Below are 17482 nucleotides of genomic sequence, written 5' to 3' on the forward strand. Positions count from 1 at the left end.
GGATCATGCGCCCTTCTCTTTCGCCCTCCCTATCGTCGAGAATACCTTCATGAACCAGCTCGCCCGCAACAGCCGTCGCGGTTTCCTGCGGACCCTGCTGACCGGAACGGTGGCGATGCCCGCCCTCGCCGGATGCAGCCTGTTCGATGATGAGAAAAAGCCCACTCTGGCCGGTCATCGCGTGCCAGTGCTGAGTTCGCGCGGCGGTCTGGTCGTAAGCAAAAGCAATGAGCCGCAACCCGCTATCACCGTTCCGGCTCCGCTGAAAACGACGGACTGGCCAATGAGCGGTCGCACCCCCAGTCATGTCGGAGCGAACTACGCCTGGTCAGGTCAATTGCATCGTCGCTGGACCCGCTCCATTGGCCATGGCACCTCGGAGCCAGACTTTCTCGCTTTTGCTGCCCTCGGTTCCAACGGCGAAAGCGTGTTGCAGGCTTCGCCCGTCATTCATCAGGGCCGCATCTTTACAATGGACGCGGCCGGAATCGTGCGGGCCTTTTCATGGCCGGGCATGAAGGAAGAGTGGCATTTCAACCCCAAACCCAGCCGCCTGAAATCCAGCGATCTCGGCGGCGGGATCGGGGCCAATGGCGACACGCTCTATATTGTCGATGGCGTGTCGCAGACGGTGGCGGTGGAAACCGCGACCGGAAAAGTGAAATGGCGCATCAACCTCGACACACCGGGTCGTTCGGCTCCCACCATTGCCAATGGCCGCGTGTTCGTCACCACCATTGACGGACGTCTCTTCGCGCTCGACGCCACATCCGGCCACCAACTCTGGACCTATTCGGCCACATTGGCGGAAACCGTGATGTTCGGCCTCCCTGCGGTGGCCGTGGTGAACGGTATCGTGCTGGCGGCGTTTGGTTCGGGCGATCTGGCCGCACTGCGTGAGGAAAGTGGCGAGGTGGTCTGGAGCGACACGCTCAGCGCCGGCAACGGACAGGCTTCAGCTCTCGATTTCTCCTGCATCCGCAGTCTCCCCGTCGTGCAGGGCGGCACGGCTTATGCCGCCAGCGTGGCCGGCTCATTCGTGGCCATCGATATGCGCTCCGGCCGTCGTCTGTGGGAGCGCTCAATCGCCAGCATGAACGCGATTCTTGTCGTGGATGACTGGCTTTTCATCATTACGCTTGATGAACAGGTGGCCTGTCTCGATCGCCTCACGGGTCAGGTCCGCTGGATCACCCAGTTGCGGCAGTATCGCCGCGTCAGCGCCAAGAAAGATGGCGTGACATGGACCGGCCCGGTTCTCGCCAATGGTAAACTCCTGTGCGTCAGCACGCTACCGGATAATGGCCTCGTCTCACTCGACCCACGCAACGGTCAGCTTCTTGCCCTTGAGAAGATGCCCGCGCCGACGGTCGTAGAACCTATTTTCTCCGACGACCTGATGCTGATCGTCGATAACCGGGGTGACCTTTCCGCCTATGGCTGACACACCACACACACGACGGGGCTCGCGCCGTAACCAGCGCCTCCCGCTCCGCCCGGAAGCGCCGCTGCCCACCGGGCAGATGGCCACGGTGGTCATTGCCGGGCGCCCCAATGTCGGCAAATCGACGATATTCAACCGTCTGGTGGGCCGCCGTCAGGCGCTGGTGGCCGATCAGCCGGGCGTCACTCGTGATCGCAAGGAAGGCGAAGCCACGCTGCGTGGGCGCACCATTCGCCTGATCGACACGGCGGGACTGGAAGAATCAGCTCCCGACACGTTGTTCGGACGGATGCGCGCATCCTCCGAACAGGCCGTGCAGACGGCTGATCTCGTGCTGTTCTGCATCGACGCCCGTGCCGGCATTACACCCGCCGACGAGCATTTTGCCACATGGCTGCGCCGCCAGAACCGTCCCATTCTTCTCGTCGCCAACAAGGCCGAGGGCAAAGCCGGAGCGGCTGCGGCCATGGAAGCCTTCTCGCTCGGGCTCGGCACGCCAATTGGCATTTCCGCCGAACATGGCGACGGCATCGCAGACCTGATGACAATGATCGTGGACGCTCTGCCTCCCGAAACACCCCGCGAGAAAAAAGAGAAGCTGCCAGCAAAACCGGTCGTCAAAAAGACCGAAGCGACAGTCAGCCTGTCCGATATTCTCGAAGGCACAGCCGAGCTTCCCGAAGATGTGTCGCTCGTGGATGCCGAAGAAGACGTCGAAGTTCCTCCTCCCGGCCCGCTCAAAATCGCCTTTGTCGGACGCCCGAATGCGGGAAAGTCCACGCTTCTCAATCGCGTGCTGGGCGAAGAACGCATGATTACCGGCCCGGAACCCGGCCTTACGCGGGATTCCGTGGCTGTCATCGCGCGTGACGAGCACGGTGAGGTGCAGGTCGTTGATACGGCCGGTCTGCGCCGAAAGGCCCGCATCGACGAGTCACTGGAGAAAATGTCCACGTCCGCCACGATTGAGGCGCTCAAACGTGCTGAAGTCGTGGTGCTGGTGATCGATGCGTTGTCTGGCATCCACGATCAGGATCTGCACATTGCCCGCCTGATCGAGCGTGAAGGACGCGCCTGCGTCATTGCGCTGAACAAATGGGATGCCGTGGAAGATCGCGTGGCAACCCGCAAAGCAATCCATGACCGGCTCGACATCTCTCTGGCCCAGATGCGCGGGCTGCCGGTCGTGGCATTTTCCGCCCGAACCGGCGCAGGTGTAAACAAGCTGCTTCCCGCTGTGCGGCACGTGGCGAATATCTGGAACTCGCGCGTGCCTACGGGTGAGCTGAACCGCTGGTTCGAGATGATGCTGGACCGTCATCCGCCGCCGCTGGTAAGCGGACGCCGCCTCAAGCTGCGCTACATCACGCAAGTGAAAGCTCGGCCTCCCACATTTCTGGTCTTCGGCACACGCGCCGACCAGTTGCCCGACGATTACAAACGCTATCTGGTGAATGGCCTGCGCGAGACTTTTGGACTGGAGGGCGTGCCGATCCGCCTTCAGTTACGAGGCACGAAAAACCCCTATGCTGACGAAGCGTAGGGGTACGCCTCAACTGGCGGAATAACCTCGACACATACGAAAAAGCAGACCGGCTTCCTGAAGCGTGGATTTCGCCGATTCCAGAACACGGCGATTGAAGACAGATTGCGCCGCCTGCCTCACCTGCGCTTGCGCGAGATAATCCAGCGCCTCAGTTGCGGCGAGCGGCGCATACATCATCGTGCTGCTATCACGGTAACAGGACATCATGCAGTTCGTGCATGGCGTGCGATCATCAGCGATTTTATCGAATTCAAAAACCGATCCCATCGGCTGGTTCCATGCCTCGCACCGCCAGACATTCAGTTTCCAGTCCATGTAGAAATATTTATAGCCCCCTACACAGGGAAAGTGCTCACGTTCACCACGAATGTGACGTTGAATGTCACGTATGGAGGCCGTGGGATTGAGCACGGGAAAACTCTTTTTCATCTCCACAATACGATCAAGCACTTCAATCAGTTCATCGTCCGTGAAATCAATGAGTTCACTGTCTTCGTTGAAAACCAGCGATGAAGAGTCGAAAGCTTCCCGGCGTGGATAGGAAAACGTCACTCCACTGAATCCCAAACTTCCCAATGTGTCAGGAAGTTTTGCAAAATCCACCAGACGCGACACCGTGACAGATGCCATCACCGGAATTCGGCGCGCACTCATATAGGCAATGCCATCGCGGATACGCTCGCCCACTCCCCGCAGACCCCGGTTTTTCTCATGGAGAGCGATATCGTCACTATCGATGGAGATGAACAGCGCCTTCAGGCCCGCATCCGCCAGTTCACACGCGCGTTCTGGCAATGACCACCCATTGGTGATCAGATTCGTCTTCATATCGTGACGCCGTACCGCTGCCACCATGTCAACGATACGGGGATGCAGCAGTGGCTCGCCCCCCTGAAAATCAACGAAAGAGATATGGCGTCGTGACAGAATGGGAAGCGCGCGAATAAACTCATCCGCATCGATGAAATGACGCGGCTTGCCTTTCATGCGGGATTTGGCAAAGCCACAGAAATCACAATCGGCATTACAGTAATCCGTAACGGAAACATCCAGAGCGGCAGGCAAAAGGGACGCCGCTCGTGCTCCTAGATGAGACGGATTACTGCTGCTCACGTCAAACCCTCCGGTCAGAATGTTTCAGAAACAGTCAAAAACACTGTAACATATTGAAACGTCAATTCAGACCGGAAGAACGAAGATGTCTCCCATTCGTTTCCTTGGGATCACAAGAAAATGAGAAATATCTTCAGTGAATTTCAGTGTTTCTTGCCGAACTTTGCGTCCGCTGCTTTGAGCTGAGACGCAATTTTCGTGAAATTGGCGCCGATCCGCTTCTGAACAGCTGAACTACCTTCCTGAATATGGCCCATCTTCACTTTTGCTTCATTGCTGATGGCGGTCTGCTGTTTCGTGGCTTCCCGAGAAACGCAGGCATTGTAGGTGCGCGCAGCCTTCTCGTAGGTCGTGGCCTTGTCGATGCTCGCGTTGTAGCGCTCCACCGACGACACATCGAGCGAAGGCATGGACGGCTCGGAGCCGCACCCCTGCGCACTCCACACACCTTCAGCGTGTGCGGCGACCGGGGCTGCGGCAAGAGCGAAAATGGCGAACAGACGGACAGGAAACGTCATGATCTTGCGATGTCCTTGTGCGGGGGCCCCATGCCCCCGTTCTCGACTCGGAAGTTCTGAAAACAGACTTCCGCACCGCTTCATCTCATCGGATCACGGCAGGAAACAGGCAAGACGTCCCTGAGGCTCACCCAAAATGCTGTCCTCACGCATGACAGTGCGTCCGCGCACGATGGTCGCCATCGGCCACCCCCTGATCGACTTGCCATCGAAGGGACTCCAGCCCGCCGGTGTCACCAGCCATGTGTTGGAAATGCGCCGCCGCGCCTTCATGTCCACCAACGTGAAGTCCGCGTCATACCCGACCGTCAAGCGTCCTTTGGCCTGTAGGCCGTAAACCCGTGCCGGACCCGCCGCCATCGTGTCCACCAGACGCGCAAGCGACAAGCGTCCTGCGTTCACATGGTCCAGCATGACCGGCACGATCGTCTGCACACCCGTCAGACCGGACGGACATTCCAGCCACGGCTTTTCCTTCGCTTCACGCGAATGTGGTGCATGGTCGGACGAGATCACATCCACCATGCCATCCTGCACAGCCCGCCACGCCGCGTCCTGATGCCGCTGATCGCGGATTGGAGGATTCATCACCGCCATACCGCCGAGTTCGTGATAACATTCCGGCCCAACCTGCGAGAGATGATTCACCAGACATTCGGTAGTAGCAATGTCTCGATAATTCTGGAGGAATTTGTATTCCTCCTCCGTCGAAACATGCAGAATATGAACCGGACGGCGCGTCTTGCGGGCCAGCGCCACAATGCGTCGTGTGCCGAGGAATGCGCACTCCGCGTCACGCCAGACTGCGTGCATCTCGTACGGCATGCCGACCTCGAACTCCTTGCGGCGCGCCTGCAGGCGATATTCGTCTTCGGAGTGAAATGACACGCGCCGATGACCGCTGCGCAACACGGCCTCGATGCCATCGTCATCCTCAATCATCAGATCGCCGGTGGATGACCCGGCAAAAACCTTGATGCCGCACACCCCATCGAACTGCTCGTAAGCCGCAAGATCCGGCGTGTTTTCGCGCGTCGCACCAATATAGAACGCGAAATCGACCCACGACTCCCGTGAAGCGTATTCCTGCTTCCAACGCAGCATTTCCGTATTGGTCACGGCAGGCTTGGTGTTCGGCATGTCGAACACGGTCGCCACGCCGCCAAGCGCTGCCGCCTTCGTGCCAGTCGGGATGCTTTCCACCGCCGGATTGCCCGGATCGCGCAGATGGACATGCGCGTCGATCAGCCCGGGCAGGACATGCAGGCCGCGTGCGTCGATCACCTCCGCTGCCTCGGCCCCCGCTTCGACCGCAATCGAGGCGATTTTTCCATCCACCACACCGATATCGGTCTCGGCCTCGCACCACGGAAGAATACAGGTGCCTCCCCGGATGATCAGATCGTAGCGCATGGTCGTCCGTGTCCTTCCGATGATGAACGGCTTTAATGTCAGTGGGCACGCAAGGTATCAGAGACGCAGCCATCGGGCGACACGCCCTCGATGTGAATACGGTGCCACAGGGCGAGAAACAGTAGCGCCCATGCGGCCAGCCCTTCTTTGCGTCCCGAAGCTCCGCGAAAGAGCGCCTCCACTCGATCCGGTCTGGCCAGCCCCGCGACAGCGCTTTGTCGCGCCACCAGCGGACCGAGTTGAGCACCCCGCTCTTCGATCCATGCCCCTACCGGCACGGTGAATCCCTGTTTGGGCGCAAACGGTCGGGAAGAGGGCAATTCCCGTTCCAGCCAGCGACGCAGCAGGTATTTCCCCTGTCCGTTACGGATTTTCAGGTGCGCGGGAAGATTCCACGCCACTTGCGCCACCACCGGATCAAGCAACGGCGTCCGGCCTTCCAGACCGTGCGCCATCAGGCAGCGGTCAAGTTTGAGCAGCAGGTCGTTGGGCAACCACTCCCGCACATCCACCGCCTGCGCTGTCGTGAGATGATCTTGCCCCACACATGTCCGTTCCGCCGCCGCCAAGCCGTCCCGCCAACCGGTGGGACGTTCGCGCAACACACCCAACCCATCCAACAGACCGTGTCTGCGCATGGGCCGTCCTCCCAACCACCACGGCTTTGCCGCGCGACGGTAGCGCCCATATCCTGCAAACAGTTCGTCGCCGCCTTCACCCGACAGCACGACCTTAACCTGCTCCCGCGCCTTGCGTGCCAGCAACCATGTGGGAACGATGGCATAATCCGCCACTGGGTCGTCCATACAGGCGACAATCGCAGGCAAATGTGCCCAGAAATCGCTCCGCGTCACCCGCACGATTTCATGGGCCGCCCTTACGCTGCGGGCCAGTTCTGCGGCATGGGCCGTCTCATCCGCAGCACCTGCCACATCGAACCCTGCCGTCCATGTCAGAAGCGGCGCCGAACCGCTGCTTGCCTGACGCAACTTCGCCATGGCTGCCAGCACGCAGGAACTGTCGATACCGCCCGAAAGAAACAGTCCAAACGGCACATCCGCCCGCTCATGAGCGCGCACACTGTCAAGCAATGCGTCATCCAAACGTGCAAGCGCCTTGTCTTCCGTAATAGTCTCGGCATCAGCCGCAGGTGTAGCAGCCACAAAACGACGCGAGACGATCTCGCCCCGATGAATCTCTAACGTCTCGCCCGGATTCACACGCTCGATGCCGCTAAAAATGGTCTGCGTGCCTGTTGTGAACTGAAGCTGCACAAGTTCCAGTGGCTTTTCGGAACGTATGGCTGCCTTTGCTAACCCGGCGCGAATGAGCGCCATCGGCTCGGAGGCAAACGCTACGCCGTCTTCCAGACGCGCAATGTAGAGCGGCTTGATACCGAACGGGTCACGCGCCAGAAGCAGACGCCCATCCTGCCCCTCGTCCAGAGCAATGGCGTACATGCCCCGCAGATCACGCGCGAAACCGCGACCATCCTCCTGCCACGCCACAAGAGCGGACTCACAATCGCTATAAGTCGTGAAACGCACAGCCCCCAGCCGGGCACGGATCGCAGGATCGTTGTAGATTTCCCCATTGGCGATAAGTGCTGCACATCCTGCATGGAGCGGCTGATCGCCGCCTGCAATGTCCACAATGGCCAGCCTCGTGTGCACCAGATCGATGCCGCCACGCCGCTCCACATGAGCGCCATCAGGACCGCGATGGGCAAGTGCAGCCGCCAACCGGTCCAGCACCTCCCGCGATCTGGGAGAGGCACCCGGTCGATACGCAATACCCGCGATGCCACACATTTCAGACGCTCGGCTGAACGGATGGGTCCGGGGCCACGTTCCGCATAAACCCGAGCCACGCTTCCAACACCGGCTGCGGCGCAAACTGCCGGTCATATGTCGCCCGTCCCGCCAGAGCCAGACGCCGTGCCAAGGCGTGATCGCCCAACGCCCGCGCGATCTCAGTCGCCAGCGCCGCATCATCGTCGATGGCGGCGAGCAGACCGTTCCGGCCATGCACGATCAGTTCACGCGGCCCCTGAGAAGCGGCCGCGACAACCGGGCGGACGCCGGAAAAGCCTTCCAGCACTACATTGCCCAAAGGTTCGTGACGCGAAGGACAGACCAGCACATCGCACGCACGCACCAACCGCGCTGCGTCCGCCCAGCCGGGCATGAACACCCGGTCGCGCACCCGCTCAGTCCGCACCAGCGTCTCCAGCATTTCACGCTCCGGCCCCTCTCCCGCGATCATAAGCCGCACGCCGGGCAGACGCTTCATGGCGCGGATCAGCACATCGAACGCCTTGTTCGTGTGCAGCCGTCCAAGCGCGAGAATGAACGGCACACCGGATGGAATCTCGGGCGGACGCCATGGCTCGACATTACGGATATCGGTCGCGAAATTGGGCACGTAATGCGCGCGGTCCTGCGGCCATCCCTGACGGATCATCCACGCGACCAGACCATGCGTGTTCCCCACCAGATGCTCGCAGCGTTTGTAATAGGACAGATCGTAAAACCCGCCGAGCCGCCCCGCGAGTGTCCACGGCCCACTGGGCGCGAAACGTGCGGCCCGGTTCATCCAGGCCACAACCACGTCCGGACGGAAGGCACGCAACGTGGCGTTGAGCTTCGGACGGGTCAGCAGATCCGCCTGCCCTCCAAAGCGCAGTTCGCGAGGCGTCAGCCCACCAGCCTTCAGCCGGGCAAGCCTTGCTTCATCACGTCGAATGACCGGCAGAACGGGCACGCCCGTCTTTGCCTGCGCGATGCACAGCCGCTCAAAAAACAGTTCTGCTCCACCGGCCGCGGCACCCGCCATCACATGAGCGACACGCGGCATGACAGCCGGCGTCACCGGCATCATGGCGCCGGGCATGAGCAGCTCCGGGTCCAGATGCCGTGAAAGATCGCCAGATATCAGGGTCATGCCGTTGCCTCTGCTCTGGATGCGCCAAGAAGAACCAGCGCCTCTTGCGCCACCACTTCAATGTTCAACCCAGCGATGGGAGCCTCACCTTCCGGCCCCGGCGCCACCACCCATGCGGTTCGCTGCCCGCTTGGCGCGTATTCGCTTGCCCTTGAAGGTCCAAACAATCCAAGAGTGGGTGTTCCGGCGGCTGCGGCAAGGTGCATGAGACCGGAATCATTGCCCACGAACAGATCGCAACGCTCCAGCATGGCCGCCGTCTGGGCCAGAGAGAAACGGCCACCTGCGTCAATCGCGTCTTCAATGGCCAGAAGAGGCGCAACCATAGCGCGTTCCGTCTCACCCGGGCCATACAACACCGCCAGCCGATGGTCGGGAAAGGCGTGCTGCAAGACATGCCACAGAGCCACGAAGCGCTCTGCGGGCCAGACCTTGCCCTCCCAGTTGGCCGTTGGTCCAAAGGCGATCACGGGGCCATCCCCCAGCACGTCACAGGCGACGGCACGATCCGCCTCATCCGTCCACACCACCGGCATGGGAGGCGGATTCAGACCAAGTACCTCTCCTACATGCGCGACACGTGCGCCGCTCCGGCGTCCTCCCCGCATGATCCGGCGGGTACGGGCGCGAAGAAAATATCCTGTCATGGAACCGCGCAGATCGATCACCATGTCCCAGCGTTGCCCCACGCAGACGCGCCAGAGATCCAGCCAGTGCCGGTCATGTCGCCGCTTGGTCATGACGATCAGACGTTCAAGGCGGGGCATGCGCTCGAACAGGCCCGCCGCCACCGGTCCGCAGGCCACGGTGAACCGCGCATCCGGCCGTGTCCGAATCAGATGGTCGAGCAGCCCTGTGGACAGGACAGCATCGCCAAGCCGCGTGGCCGTGATGAAGAGAATGCGCATTAGATGGCAGTGATACCCGTGCGGCCGTTCACCGCCAAGGGCAGAGCACGATCCTGACATTACGAAATTTCTTCTGCTGGAAAGTTTCTGAAGGCCTCATCTCCCCTGTTCAGCAAGACTTCTCCACCGTCAGGCAGGGGTGGTGCAGGAGTAGCAACGAGTGCTAGTGAACAGCGCAAATCCTCTGTCCATCTGACTGGACGGAAGGAGCGATACACGGATCAACACATACTTCTAGAGAGGCTCGCATGGCAGGCGCCGACGGTAACAGACGTATCAAGAAGGTCGTTCTGGCCTATTCGGGCGGCCTCGACACCTCGGTCATCCTGCGCTGGTTGCAGACGACCTATGGCTGCGAGGTCGTCACCTTTACCGCCGATCTGGGTCAGGGCGAAGAGCTTGAGCCGGCCCGCAAGAAGGCCGAGATGTTCGGCGTGAAGGAAATCTTCGTCGAGGATCTGCGCGAGACCTTCGTGAAGGATTTCGTGTTCCCGATGTTCCGCGCGAACACCCTTTATGAGGGCCAGTATCTCCTCGGCACCTCCATCGCCCGCCCGCTGATCGCCCAGCGTCAGATCGAGATTGCCGAGCAGGTCGGCGCCGATGCCGTGGCACATGGCGCAACCGGCAAGGGCAACGATCAGGTCCGTTTCGAGCTGGCCTATTACGCGCTCAAGCCCGACATTCAGGTGATCGCGCCGTGGCGTGAGTGGGATCTGACGTCACGCACGCGCCTGCTGGCGTTTGCGGAAGAGCACCAGATTCCGGTCACCAAGGACAAGCGCGGCGAAGCTCCGTTCTCCGTGGACGCAAACCTGCTGCACTCCTCCTCCGAGGGCAATATCCTCGAAGATCCCGCCATCGGCGCGGAAGAGATCGTCTTCCAGCGCACGATCGCGCCGGAAGCGGCTCCCGACAAGGCCACCGAGATCACTATCGATTTCGTCTCGGGCGATCCAGTCGCCATCAATGGCGAGGCCATGTCACCCGCCACGCTGCTGACCAAGCTGAACGAGCTGGGTCGCGCCAATGGCATCGGACGTCTGGATCTCGTGGAAAACCGTTTTGTCGGCATGAAGTCGCGCGGCATTTACGAGACGCCGGGCGGGACGATCCTTCTGACGGCGCATCGCAGCATCGAATCCATCACGCTCGACCGCGAGGCCATGCACCTCAAGGACAGTCTGATGCCGAAATATGCCGAGATCATCTATAATGGTTTCTGGTTCTCGCCCGAGCGCCGGATGCTTCAGGCTCTGATCGACGCATCCCAGCATTCTGTCACAGGCCGCGTGCGTCTGAAGCTCTACAAGGGCAACGTGATCTGCGTGGGTCGTGAAAGCCCGAACAGCCTGTATGACACCCGCGTCGTCACGTTCGAGGATGATGAGGGCGCCTATAACCAGCAGGACGCGCAGGGCTTCATCAAGCTCAATGCGCTGCGCCTGCGTCTGGGCGGCCAGATCGGTCGTCGCGGCGGCTCGCTCTGACGCTTCCAGCTCTGCCCCGTGGTGTAACAACCTCGGGGCGAACTGCACGTTTCTGCCTGATCCTGAACAAAATCCGAGGTAACAAGGTGCGTTTCTTTCCGAAATCCCATCGTATCCTGCCGCTTGCACTGGCGGGGGCCCTGTGTCTGCCGATCGTTGCCTGCGGGAACAAGGACGAGCCAGAGCCTACGGCCGAACAGATCATGCAGAAGGAAATTTCCCAGCCGGGCGTGAAGGTTCTGCCGGACGGACTGGCCTACAAGGTGCTGACTTCCGGTCCCAAGGATGGTGCATCTCCCCGCAAGGGCGACATGATGATGCTGATCTATGAAGGCCGTCTGCCGGATGGATCAATCTTCGACAGTTCCGATCAGCACGGTCAGGGCGCCTATATGCGCATGCCGCTAGACGGGCTGGTGCAGGGCTGGATGGAAGCGCTGCCCATGATGCATGTGGGCGATACATGGATGCTCTATGTCCCGGCCAAGCTGGGCTATGGCAACCGTGAACTGGGCATCATCCCATCCAACAGTCCGCTGATCTTCAAGATCCAGCTTCTGGGTGTGGATCACGCCTCCGAGTAACACTCGAACCGCCCTTTCCCGTTACAGGAAAGGGCGGTTTTCTTTTATCACTTCGGCTTTTTCTTCGCGCTGCTCTTCTTTTCAGGAAACATTGCCTTGCAGGCAGGAGAGAGCTTCTCACGCTTGGCCTGAAGACAGGAGGCAATCTTCTTCTCGTTGGGAATGTCGAAGGTGCAGAACTTGAGCGCATCTCCCTTGCAGGCGGCTGTCTGTTGCTCGCGCGTCGCAGCATGGGCCTGCGACAACAAGACGTTCCCTGTCGCAAGACCGACAATAACGGCGCAGGCAAATGAGACGGACATGAAATGACGAGAAGAATTCATCGTCTGGGCTCCTTGGAATTGTACATGAAAAACAACGCAGCCGACCGGAAAACGATCTCTTCATTTCTATATCGCCGGTCTCGCACAGGATGCATGCCCATCACCATCCGCCTGAGCCGCTCGCTCCTGCCGGTCATGGCCATTCTCCTTTTCCTGGGAGGCTGCTCGCGCCATCCCACCGCGCGCTATCTCTATGGATCAAACTGCGGGATCTGTCATCACGGAGGACAGGGGATGGCAGGTTCGGTCCCGCCGTTGATCGGGCGCATCGACAGGATCGCCACTACACCTGAAGGCCGTGCCTATCTCGCCGCTGTGCTCATGAACGGATTGAGCGGTCCGATAAAGGCCAATGGCTCCCCCTACAACGCCGAGATGCCCCTCTTCCGCTATCTCAAGGACGATCAGGCCGCCACCATTCTGACATGGCTGTCCGAGCAGGGCGGCACAAAGCCCGCTCCGAAAATCATGCCCGAAGACGTGGCCTACGCCCGCGCCCATCGCATTGGTGCGAGCGGAGTGGCAAATCTGCGCGACAAACTCTCCCACACACAGGGCATGCCCTGATCCCCGCTTGACCCGCTGCCCTGAAACACCCGAGAACATCACCCCATGACACGTGTATTCTCCGGCATCCAGCCGACCGGCATTCCTCACCTGGGCAACTATCTCGGCGCCATCCGCAACTGGGTGGCGTTGCAGGCCGACCATGAGTGCATTTTCTGCCTTGTGGATCTGCACGCCATCACGGTGTGGCAGAACCCAACTGAACTGCGTGAGCAGACCCGCCAGCAGGCCGCCGTGCTGCTCGCCTCCGGCATCGACCCGGTGAAGCACATTCTCTTCAACCAGTCCGCCGTGAGCGCCCACACCCGTCTGGGCTGGATTTTCAACTGCGTCGCCCGTCTGGGCTGGCTCAACCGGATGACGCAGTTCAAGGACAAGGCTGGCAAAGACCGCGAGAACCATTCGGCGGGCCTGTATGTCTATCCCAATCTGATGGCCGCCGACATTCTGGCCTACAAGGCCACCCGAGTGCCGGTGGGCGATGACCAGCGCCAGCATATCGAACTGGCCAACGACATCGCCAAGAAGTTCAATCATGACTACGAAGTCGAGTTCTTTCCCGAGATCGAAGCTTTCGTGCCCCCGCAAGCCGCGCGCGTGATGAGCCTGCGCGACGGCGCGAAGAAGATGTCCAAATCCGACGCCTCCGCCCAGAGCCGCATCGACATGACGGATGATGCCGACACCATCGCTCTCAAGATCCGTCGCGCCAAGACGGACCCCGAGCCCCTGCCCTCCTCACCCGAAGGACTGGCAGAACGCCCGGAGGCCCGTAACCTCGTGGGGCTCTACGCGGCTCTTGCCGACCAGACTCCGGAACAGGTTCTTCAACAGCACGGCGGCGAGGGTTTCGGTCCGTTCAAAAAGGCTCTGACGGACGTTCTCGTCGCCCGGATCGAGCCGATTGCACAGGAAACGGCGCGTCTTCTGGGTGACGTGCCCCACATTGATGCCATTCTGCGCGATGGTGGCCAGCGGGCAGCCGCCATTGCTGATCCGATCGTCACGGAAGCAGAGCGTCTTGTGGGCTTTTTGAAGTAAAATGACTGAAGGGACGTCCCCAGCGTCTCTTTTCACAGGAAGGATTGTCCATGACCGCCTCCCTTCCCTCCGCCGTTCTGATCGAGGCAAAAAATCTTCTGGAAGCGCTGAAGGCCGCCGGTCTCATGATCGTCACAGCCGAGAGTTGCACCGGCGGCCTCATCACGAGCGCGCTCACGCATCATGCCGGTTCGTCGGTGGCCGTTTCAGGCGGGTTCGTGACCTATTCCAACACCATGAAAGAATCATGTCTCGGCATTGCGCCGGACCTGCTGAAAACATGGGGGGCGGTCAGTGAGCCTGTAGCGAAAGCCATGGCCTCAGGCGCTCTCGATCACGGGCCAGATGCGGATATCTCCATCTCAACGACCGGTATCGCCGGTCCTGACGGCGGCACGCCCACCAAACCCGTCGGTCTGGTGTGGTTTGGTGTTCAGCGACGCGGACAGCCTCCCTATGCGGAAAGCCAGATCTTTGACGGCGACAGGGAGAGCGTGCGGGCACAGACCGTACAACATGCCCTGCGCCTTGCTCATCAAGCGATCTGAGAACGCGCGTCAGCTTCCGAAAACAGGCGAGAGATGCCACAGGCTTTCAGTGCCAGGGCATTTTCCCTTCACAGACGTCGGACGCGAAACCACCTCACTGACACGATACGCCGTGCCATAAAGCGTTTTCACTTCATCTCCCGACACCGCGAAAGGTGGTCCGGAGACCTGCTGCTGATCGTAATCGAGCGTCACCAGCAATTGTGGCGCGTCCCCCGTCAGGGCCGTGACATGAGCCGCATAATGCGCGCGCACTTCTTTCGGCAGAGCAACGAGCGCGGCCCGATCCCACGTCGCCGCCACTTTGCCCAACATATCGGCATCGAGATCGAAGATATTGCCTTCGAAAATCCGTAAGCCGGGTGCCGCATGGCAGGTCAATACCCCTGCTTTCGTCGTATGCGGGGTGAGATGCAGATCCTCGAACAGTTCCAACACGGCAAACGGACTGAGTTCCACACCCACCACTGCATAGCCTTGCGAACGCAGCCAACCAATATCGAGCGTCTTGCCACAGAGCGGCACAAACACGGACGCTCCCGGTTTCAGATTCAGGACCGACAGATTCTCCGTCAGCAGCGGGTTGGGACTGATCTCATGGAAACCCGTCTCGCGGCGGTCCCATTTGTCCAGCCAGAACGTCGTGTCCATGCGTGCCGTCTCCTCAGTCCGCGTCCTGCTCATGCGTAGCACGGGTGCGAATGGCTCGTGCCATCGCTTCCACTCCGTTGCCCCGGTTGGTCGAAAGGGCCTGCACCAGCCCGAGATCACTCAGGAAAGACGGATCGGTTGCCAAGATTTCCTCTGGCGTTCGCCCTGAATAAACCCGGAGCAACAACGCCACGAGACCGGACACGATGGCCGCGTCGGACGCTCCGGCAAAATAGAGCAGGCCGTTCTCGTCCTTGTGGGCCTCCAGCCAGACCTGACTCTGGCAACCGGGCACACGATGGGCATCATCCGTCCATTGCTGCGGGAATGGCGGCAGCTTACGTCCTAATTCGATGATGTACTGATAACGGTCCATCCAGTCATCGAAGAGATCAAGCTCCTCTCCAATGGCTGCAATGGCATCCTGCGCCGTTTCATCTTCTGGTTTGACGAAAGGATCGACTGTCATCACAGGATAAACCGGCTGAGGTCACCCTTGCTGGCAAGGGGTTCGACACGTTCGCGCACAAGGTCACCTGTCACGGTAATGGTCTCGCCCTTGTGTTCAGACGCTGTGAAAGAGATGTCTTCCAGCAGCTTTTCCATCACTGTCGCCAGACGCCGGGCACCGATGTTTTCAACCCGCTCGTTCACATCCGCAGCCAGTTCGGCCAACGCATCGATCGCCGCGTCCTCAAACTCCAGCGTGACACCTTCGGTTTCCAGCAGAGATTTGTACTGCCGCACCAGCGAGTGCTCCGGCTCCGTCAGAATGCGGCGCAAATCGTCGCGCGAGAGCGGCTGAAGCTCCACACGGATCGGCAGGCGCCCCTGAAGCTCGGGCAGCAGATCCGAGGGTTTGGCCAGATGGAACGCGCCCGATGCCACAAACAGGATGTGGTCCGTTTTCACGGGGCCATATTTGGTGGAAACGGTTGTGCCCTCGATCAGTGGCAGCAGATCACGTTGCACGCCTTCACGGGACACGTCTCCACCGCGAAATCCTCCCTCGGACGAGCGTGCACACACCTTGTCGATCTCATCGAGAAAGACGATGCCGTTGTCCTGCACATGCTGCACCGCCTCGCGGGTCAGAGCATCCGAGTCCAGCAGTTTGTCTGCTTCTTCGCGGATGATCTGCTCACGCGCAGCGGCAACCGTCATGCGCTTGGTCTGCGGCGCACGGCCCATGATGTTCTTCATCATGTCCCCAAAGTTCAGCGCCGCCCCCGGCGGCATTCCCGGCATCTCGGGACCGGATGACGCCGCCGGATCGGGCGTGATGGCGATCTCGATTTCCTTGTCGTCCAGAGTGCCGCCACGCAGCAGCTTGCGAAAATGCGAGCGCGTGTCGGCAGAGGACGCCTCCCCAGCCAGAACGCTCACCAGACGCTCCTCAGCCGCACTCTCAGCGCGCGGACGCACATCGCGGCGGCGCTGATCGCGCAGCATGGTGATGGCGACCTCGACCAGATCGCGCACGATGCTCTCCACATCGCGCCCGACATAGCCCACTTCCGTGAACTTGGTGGCTTCCACCTTCAGGAACGGCGCCTGTGCCAACTTGGCTAATCTGCGCGCGATCTCGGTCTTACCGCAGCCCGTCGGGCCAATCATGAGGATGTTCTTAGGAACGACTTCTTCACGCAGACCTTCAGGTAACTGCGCCCGCCGCCAGCGGTTACGCAACGCGATGGCTACCGCGCGCTTGGCATCGGTCTGACCAATGATGAAGCGGTCGAGTTCCGCCACCGTCTCGGACGGCGAGAAATGAATGATGCTCATGATATCACTCACCCTTCGTCTCGGACCCGCCAATGACTTCCAGCGTGACCGAGTGGTTGGTGTACACACAGATATCGCCCGCGATCCGCATCGCCCGCTTGGCAACCTCACTGGCCGACAATCCCTCGATCGGCAGCAGAGCGCGCGCGGCAGACAGCGCGAAATTACCACCGGAGCCAATAGCGATAATGCCGTCCTCAGGTTCCAGCACGTCGCCGTTGCCCGTCACGGTGTAGGAATGATCCTTATCCGCCACGATGAGCATGGCTTCCAGCCGTCGCAGATAGCGATCCGTGCGCCAGTCCTTGGCCAGTTCCACGCAAGCGCGCTCAAGCTGGTTGGGGAAGCGCTCCAGCTTGGCTTCCAGCCGCTCCAGCAACGTAAAAGCGTCCGCCGTGGCGCCAGCGAACCCGGCCAGAATGTTCCGCTTCGCACCGATGCGCCGCACCTTGCGCGCGTTGCCCTTGATGACGGTCGGGCCAAGGGACACCTGTCCATCACCGGCCATGGCCACCTCTCCGTCCCGGCGGACGCAGAGGATGGTAGTGCCGTGCCACCCGACAGGATCGTGCTGCGAAGTCTGGTATGTATTCATGGTCATGAGAAAT

At 60.5% G+C, this 17482-nt stretch carries 18 protein-coding genes; 7 read left to right on the forward strand and 11 right to left on the reverse strand.

From position 1 onward, the window contains the following. The first annotated feature begins 49 nt into the window (after positions 1-49). Both KUA11_RS04560 and der read left to right on the forward strand, forming a co-directional pair. Positions 50-1444, forward strand: coding sequence for an outer membrane protein assembly factor BamB family protein (locus tag KUA11_RS04560; RefSeq protein WP_217409160.1), 1395 nt, complete (start codon positions 50-52; stop codon positions 1442-1444). A gap of 79 nt (positions 1445-1523) precedes the next feature. Further along, complete coding sequence (gene der / locus KUA11_RS04565; RefSeq protein ID WP_254454678.1) at positions 1524-2987, forward strand: ribosome biogenesis GTPase Der; 1464 nt, start codon at positions 1524-1526, stop codon at positions 2985-2987. Between the two features lie 9 nt (positions 2988-2996). Here the strand turns inward: der and KUA11_RS04570 are convergent, their stop codons facing one another. The 6 genes from KUA11_RS04570 to KUA11_RS04595 form a co-directional block, all read right to left on the reverse strand. After that, positions 2997-4103 carry a radical SAM protein gene (locus KUA11_RS04570; protein ID WP_368040923.1) on the reverse strand — a complete coding sequence of 369 codons (1107 nt, stop codon included), beginning with the start codon at positions 4101-4103 and terminating at the stop codon, positions 2997-2999. Positions 4104-4246: 143 nt separating this feature from the next. Further along, positions 4247-4621, reverse strand: coding sequence for a hypothetical protein (locus KUA11_RS04575; protein ID WP_217409162.1), 375 nt, complete (start codon positions 4619-4621; stop codon positions 4247-4249). Positions 4622-4714: 93 nt separating this feature from the next. Beyond that, positions 4715-6034, reverse strand: a complete 1320-nt coding sequence (locus tag KUA11_RS04580; RefSeq protein ID WP_217409163.1) for a dihydroorotase — start codon at positions 6032-6034, stop codon at positions 4715-4717. Positions 6035-6072: 38 nt separating this feature from the next. Next, positions 6073-7845, reverse strand: a complete 1773-nt coding sequence (gene asnB, locus KUA11_RS04585) for an asparagine synthase (glutamine-hydrolyzing) (RefSeq protein ID WP_217409164.1) — start codon at positions 7843-7845, stop codon at positions 6073-6075. 1 nt (position 7846) lies between these two features. Next, on the reverse strand, positions 7847-8926 hold the full coding sequence (locus tag KUA11_RS04590; protein ID WP_254454680.1) for a glycosyltransferase: 1080 nt from the start codon (positions 8924-8926) through the stop codon (positions 7847-7849). 47 nt (positions 8927-8973) lie between these two features. Continuing rightward, complete coding sequence (locus KUA11_RS04595; RefSeq protein ID WP_217409165.1) at positions 8974-9885, reverse strand: glycosyltransferase family 9 protein; 912 nt, start codon at positions 9883-9885, stop codon at positions 8974-8976. Between the two features lie 248 nt (positions 9886-10133). Between KUA11_RS04595 and KUA11_RS04600 the strand changes: the two genes are divergently transcribed. Together KUA11_RS04600 and KUA11_RS04605 are read left to right on the forward strand one after the other, a co-directional pair. After that, positions 10134-11375 (forward strand): argininosuccinate synthase, encoded by a 1242-nt coding sequence (locus tag KUA11_RS04600; protein WP_217409166.1) that lies wholly within the window; start codon positions 10134-10136, stop codon positions 11373-11375. Between the two features lie 86 nt (positions 11376-11461). Beyond that, positions 11462-11959 carry an FKBP-type peptidyl-prolyl cis-trans isomerase gene (locus KUA11_RS04605; protein ID WP_408744148.1) on the forward strand — a complete coding sequence of 166 codons (498 nt, stop codon included), beginning with the start codon at positions 11462-11464 and terminating at the stop codon, positions 11957-11959. Positions 11960-12006: 47 nt separating this feature from the next. On the opposite strand, the gene KUA11_RS04610 is transcribed toward KUA11_RS04605, so the two are convergent. Beyond that, entirely contained in the window at positions 12007-12282 is a 276-nt protein-coding gene (locus KUA11_RS04610; protein WP_254454649.1) for a hypothetical protein, read from the reverse strand. Positions 12283-12375: 93 nt separating this feature from the next. On the opposite strand from KUA11_RS04610, the gene KUA11_RS04615 reads away from it, so the two are divergent. The 3 genes from KUA11_RS04615 to KUA11_RS04625 are packed head-to-tail and all read left to right on the forward strand — an operon-like array spanning position 12376 to position 14438. Next, positions 12376-12849 carry a c-type cytochrome gene (locus tag KUA11_RS04615; RefSeq protein WP_254454650.1) on the forward strand — a complete coding sequence of 158 codons (474 nt, stop codon included), beginning with the start codon at positions 12376-12378 and terminating at the stop codon, positions 12847-12849. Positions 12850-12894: 45 nt separating this feature from the next. Continuing rightward, positions 12895-13890 (forward strand): tryptophan--tRNA ligase, encoded by a 996-nt coding sequence (trpS, locus tag KUA11_RS04620; protein ID WP_217409167.1) that lies wholly within the window; start codon positions 12895-12897, stop codon positions 13888-13890. 50 nt (positions 13891-13940) lie between these two features. Then, positions 13941-14438, forward strand: a complete 498-nt coding sequence (locus KUA11_RS04625) for a CinA family protein (RefSeq protein ID WP_217409168.1) — start codon at positions 13941-13943, stop codon at positions 14436-14438. Positions 14439-14447: 9 nt separating this feature from the next. On the opposite strand, the gene tmpT is transcribed toward KUA11_RS04625, so the two are convergent. From tmpT to hslV, 4 genes are read right to left on the reverse strand one after another with little or no spacing between them, the layout of a single operon-like run. Further along, the gene (gene tmpT, locus KUA11_RS04630; protein ID WP_217409169.1) at positions 14448-15089 is read right to left on the reverse strand and encodes a thiopurine S-methyltransferase; all 642 of its coding nucleotides are present in this window, start codon (positions 15087-15089) and stop codon (positions 14448-14450) included. Positions 15090-15102: 13 nt separating this feature from the next. After that, on the reverse strand, positions 15103-15558 hold the full coding sequence (locus tag KUA11_RS04635; RefSeq protein WP_217409170.1) for a SufE family protein: 456 nt from the start codon (positions 15556-15558) through the stop codon (positions 15103-15105). Further along, positions 15558-16874, reverse strand: coding sequence for an ATP-dependent protease ATPase subunit HslU (gene hslU, locus KUA11_RS04640; RefSeq protein ID WP_217409171.1), 1317 nt, complete (start codon positions 16872-16874; stop codon positions 15558-15560). Before hslU ends, KUA11_RS04635 begins: the two co-directional genes overlap by 1 nt. A gap of 4 nt (positions 16875-16878) precedes the next feature. Next, the gene (gene hslV, locus KUA11_RS04645; protein ID WP_217409241.1) at positions 16879-17469 is read right to left on the reverse strand and encodes an ATP-dependent protease subunit HslV; all 591 of its coding nucleotides are present in this window, start codon (positions 17467-17469) and stop codon (positions 16879-16881) included. Positions 17470-17482: the final 13 nt, after the last annotated feature.

It is taken from the genome of Acetobacter estunensis, from assembly GCF_019083805.1.
In the GTDB taxonomy this organism is placed as follows: Bacteria; Pseudomonadota; Alphaproteobacteria; order Acetobacterales; family Acetobacteraceae; genus Acetobacter; species Acetobacter estunensis_A.

What these genes read in the sequence shown, in the direction of transcription:
- KUA11_RS04595 (WP_217409165.1), bottom strand. Translation starts at nt 9,885, where the DNA reads ATGCGCATTCTCTTCATCACGGCCACGCGGCTTGGCGATGCTGTCCTG.
- KUA11_RS04610 (WP_254454649.1), bottom strand. Translation starts at nt 12,282, where the DNA reads ATGAATTCTTCTCGTCATTTCATGTCCGTCTCATTTGCCTGCGCCGTT.
- KUA11_RS04635 (WP_217409170.1), bottom strand. Translation starts at nt 15,558, where the DNA reads ATGACAGTCGATCCTTTCGTCAAACCAGAAGATGAAACGGCGCAGGAT.
- KUA11_RS04600 (WP_217409166.1), top strand. Translation starts at nt 10,134, where the DNA reads ATGGCAGGCGCCGACGGTAACAGACGTATCAAGAAGGTCGTTCTGGCC.
- trpS (WP_217409167.1), top strand. Translation starts at nt 12,895, where the DNA reads ATGACACGTGTATTCTCCGGCATCCAGCCGACCGGCATTCCTCACCTG.
- der (WP_254454678.1), top strand. Translation starts at nt 1,524, where the DNA reads ATGGCCACGGTGGTCATTGCCGGGCGCCCCAATGTCGGCAAATCGACG.
- KUA11_RS04590 (WP_254454680.1), bottom strand. Translation starts at nt 8,926, where the DNA reads ATGCCCGGCGCCATGATGCCGGTGACGCCGGCTGTCATGCCGCGTGTC.
- KUA11_RS04625 (WP_217409168.1), top strand. Translation starts at nt 13,941, where the DNA reads ATGACCGCCTCCCTTCCCTCCGCCGTTCTGATCGAGGCAAAAAATCTT.
- tmpT (WP_217409169.1), bottom strand. Translation starts at nt 15,089, where the DNA reads ATGGACACGACGTTCTGGCTGGACAAATGGGACCGCCGCGAGACGGGT.
- KUA11_RS04575 (WP_217409162.1), bottom strand. Translation starts at nt 4,621, where the DNA reads ATGACGTTTCCTGTCCGTCTGTTCGCCATTTTCGCTCTTGCCGCAGCC.
- hslU (WP_217409171.1), bottom strand. Translation starts at nt 16,874, where the DNA reads ATGAGCATCATTCATTTCTCGCCGTCCGAGACGGTGGCGGAACTCGAC.
- KUA11_RS04580 (WP_217409163.1), bottom strand. Translation starts at nt 6,034, where the DNA reads ATGCGCTACGATCTGATCATCCGGGGAGGCACCTGTATTCTTCCGTGG.
- KUA11_RS04615 (WP_254454650.1), top strand. Translation starts at nt 12,376, where the DNA reads ATGCCCATCACCATCCGCCTGAGCCGCTCGCTCCTGCCGGTCATGGCC.
- KUA11_RS04560 (WP_217409160.1), top strand. Translation starts at nt 50, where the DNA reads ATGAACCAGCTCGCCCGCAACAGCCGTCGCGGTTTCCTGCGGACCCTG.
- hslV (WP_217409241.1), bottom strand. Translation starts at nt 17,469, where the DNA reads ATGAATACATACCAGACTTCGCAGCACGATCCTGTCGGGTGGCACGGC.
- asnB (WP_217409164.1), bottom strand. Translation starts at nt 7,845, where the DNA reads ATGTGTGGCATCGCGGGTATTGCGTATCGACCGGGTGCCTCTCCCAGA.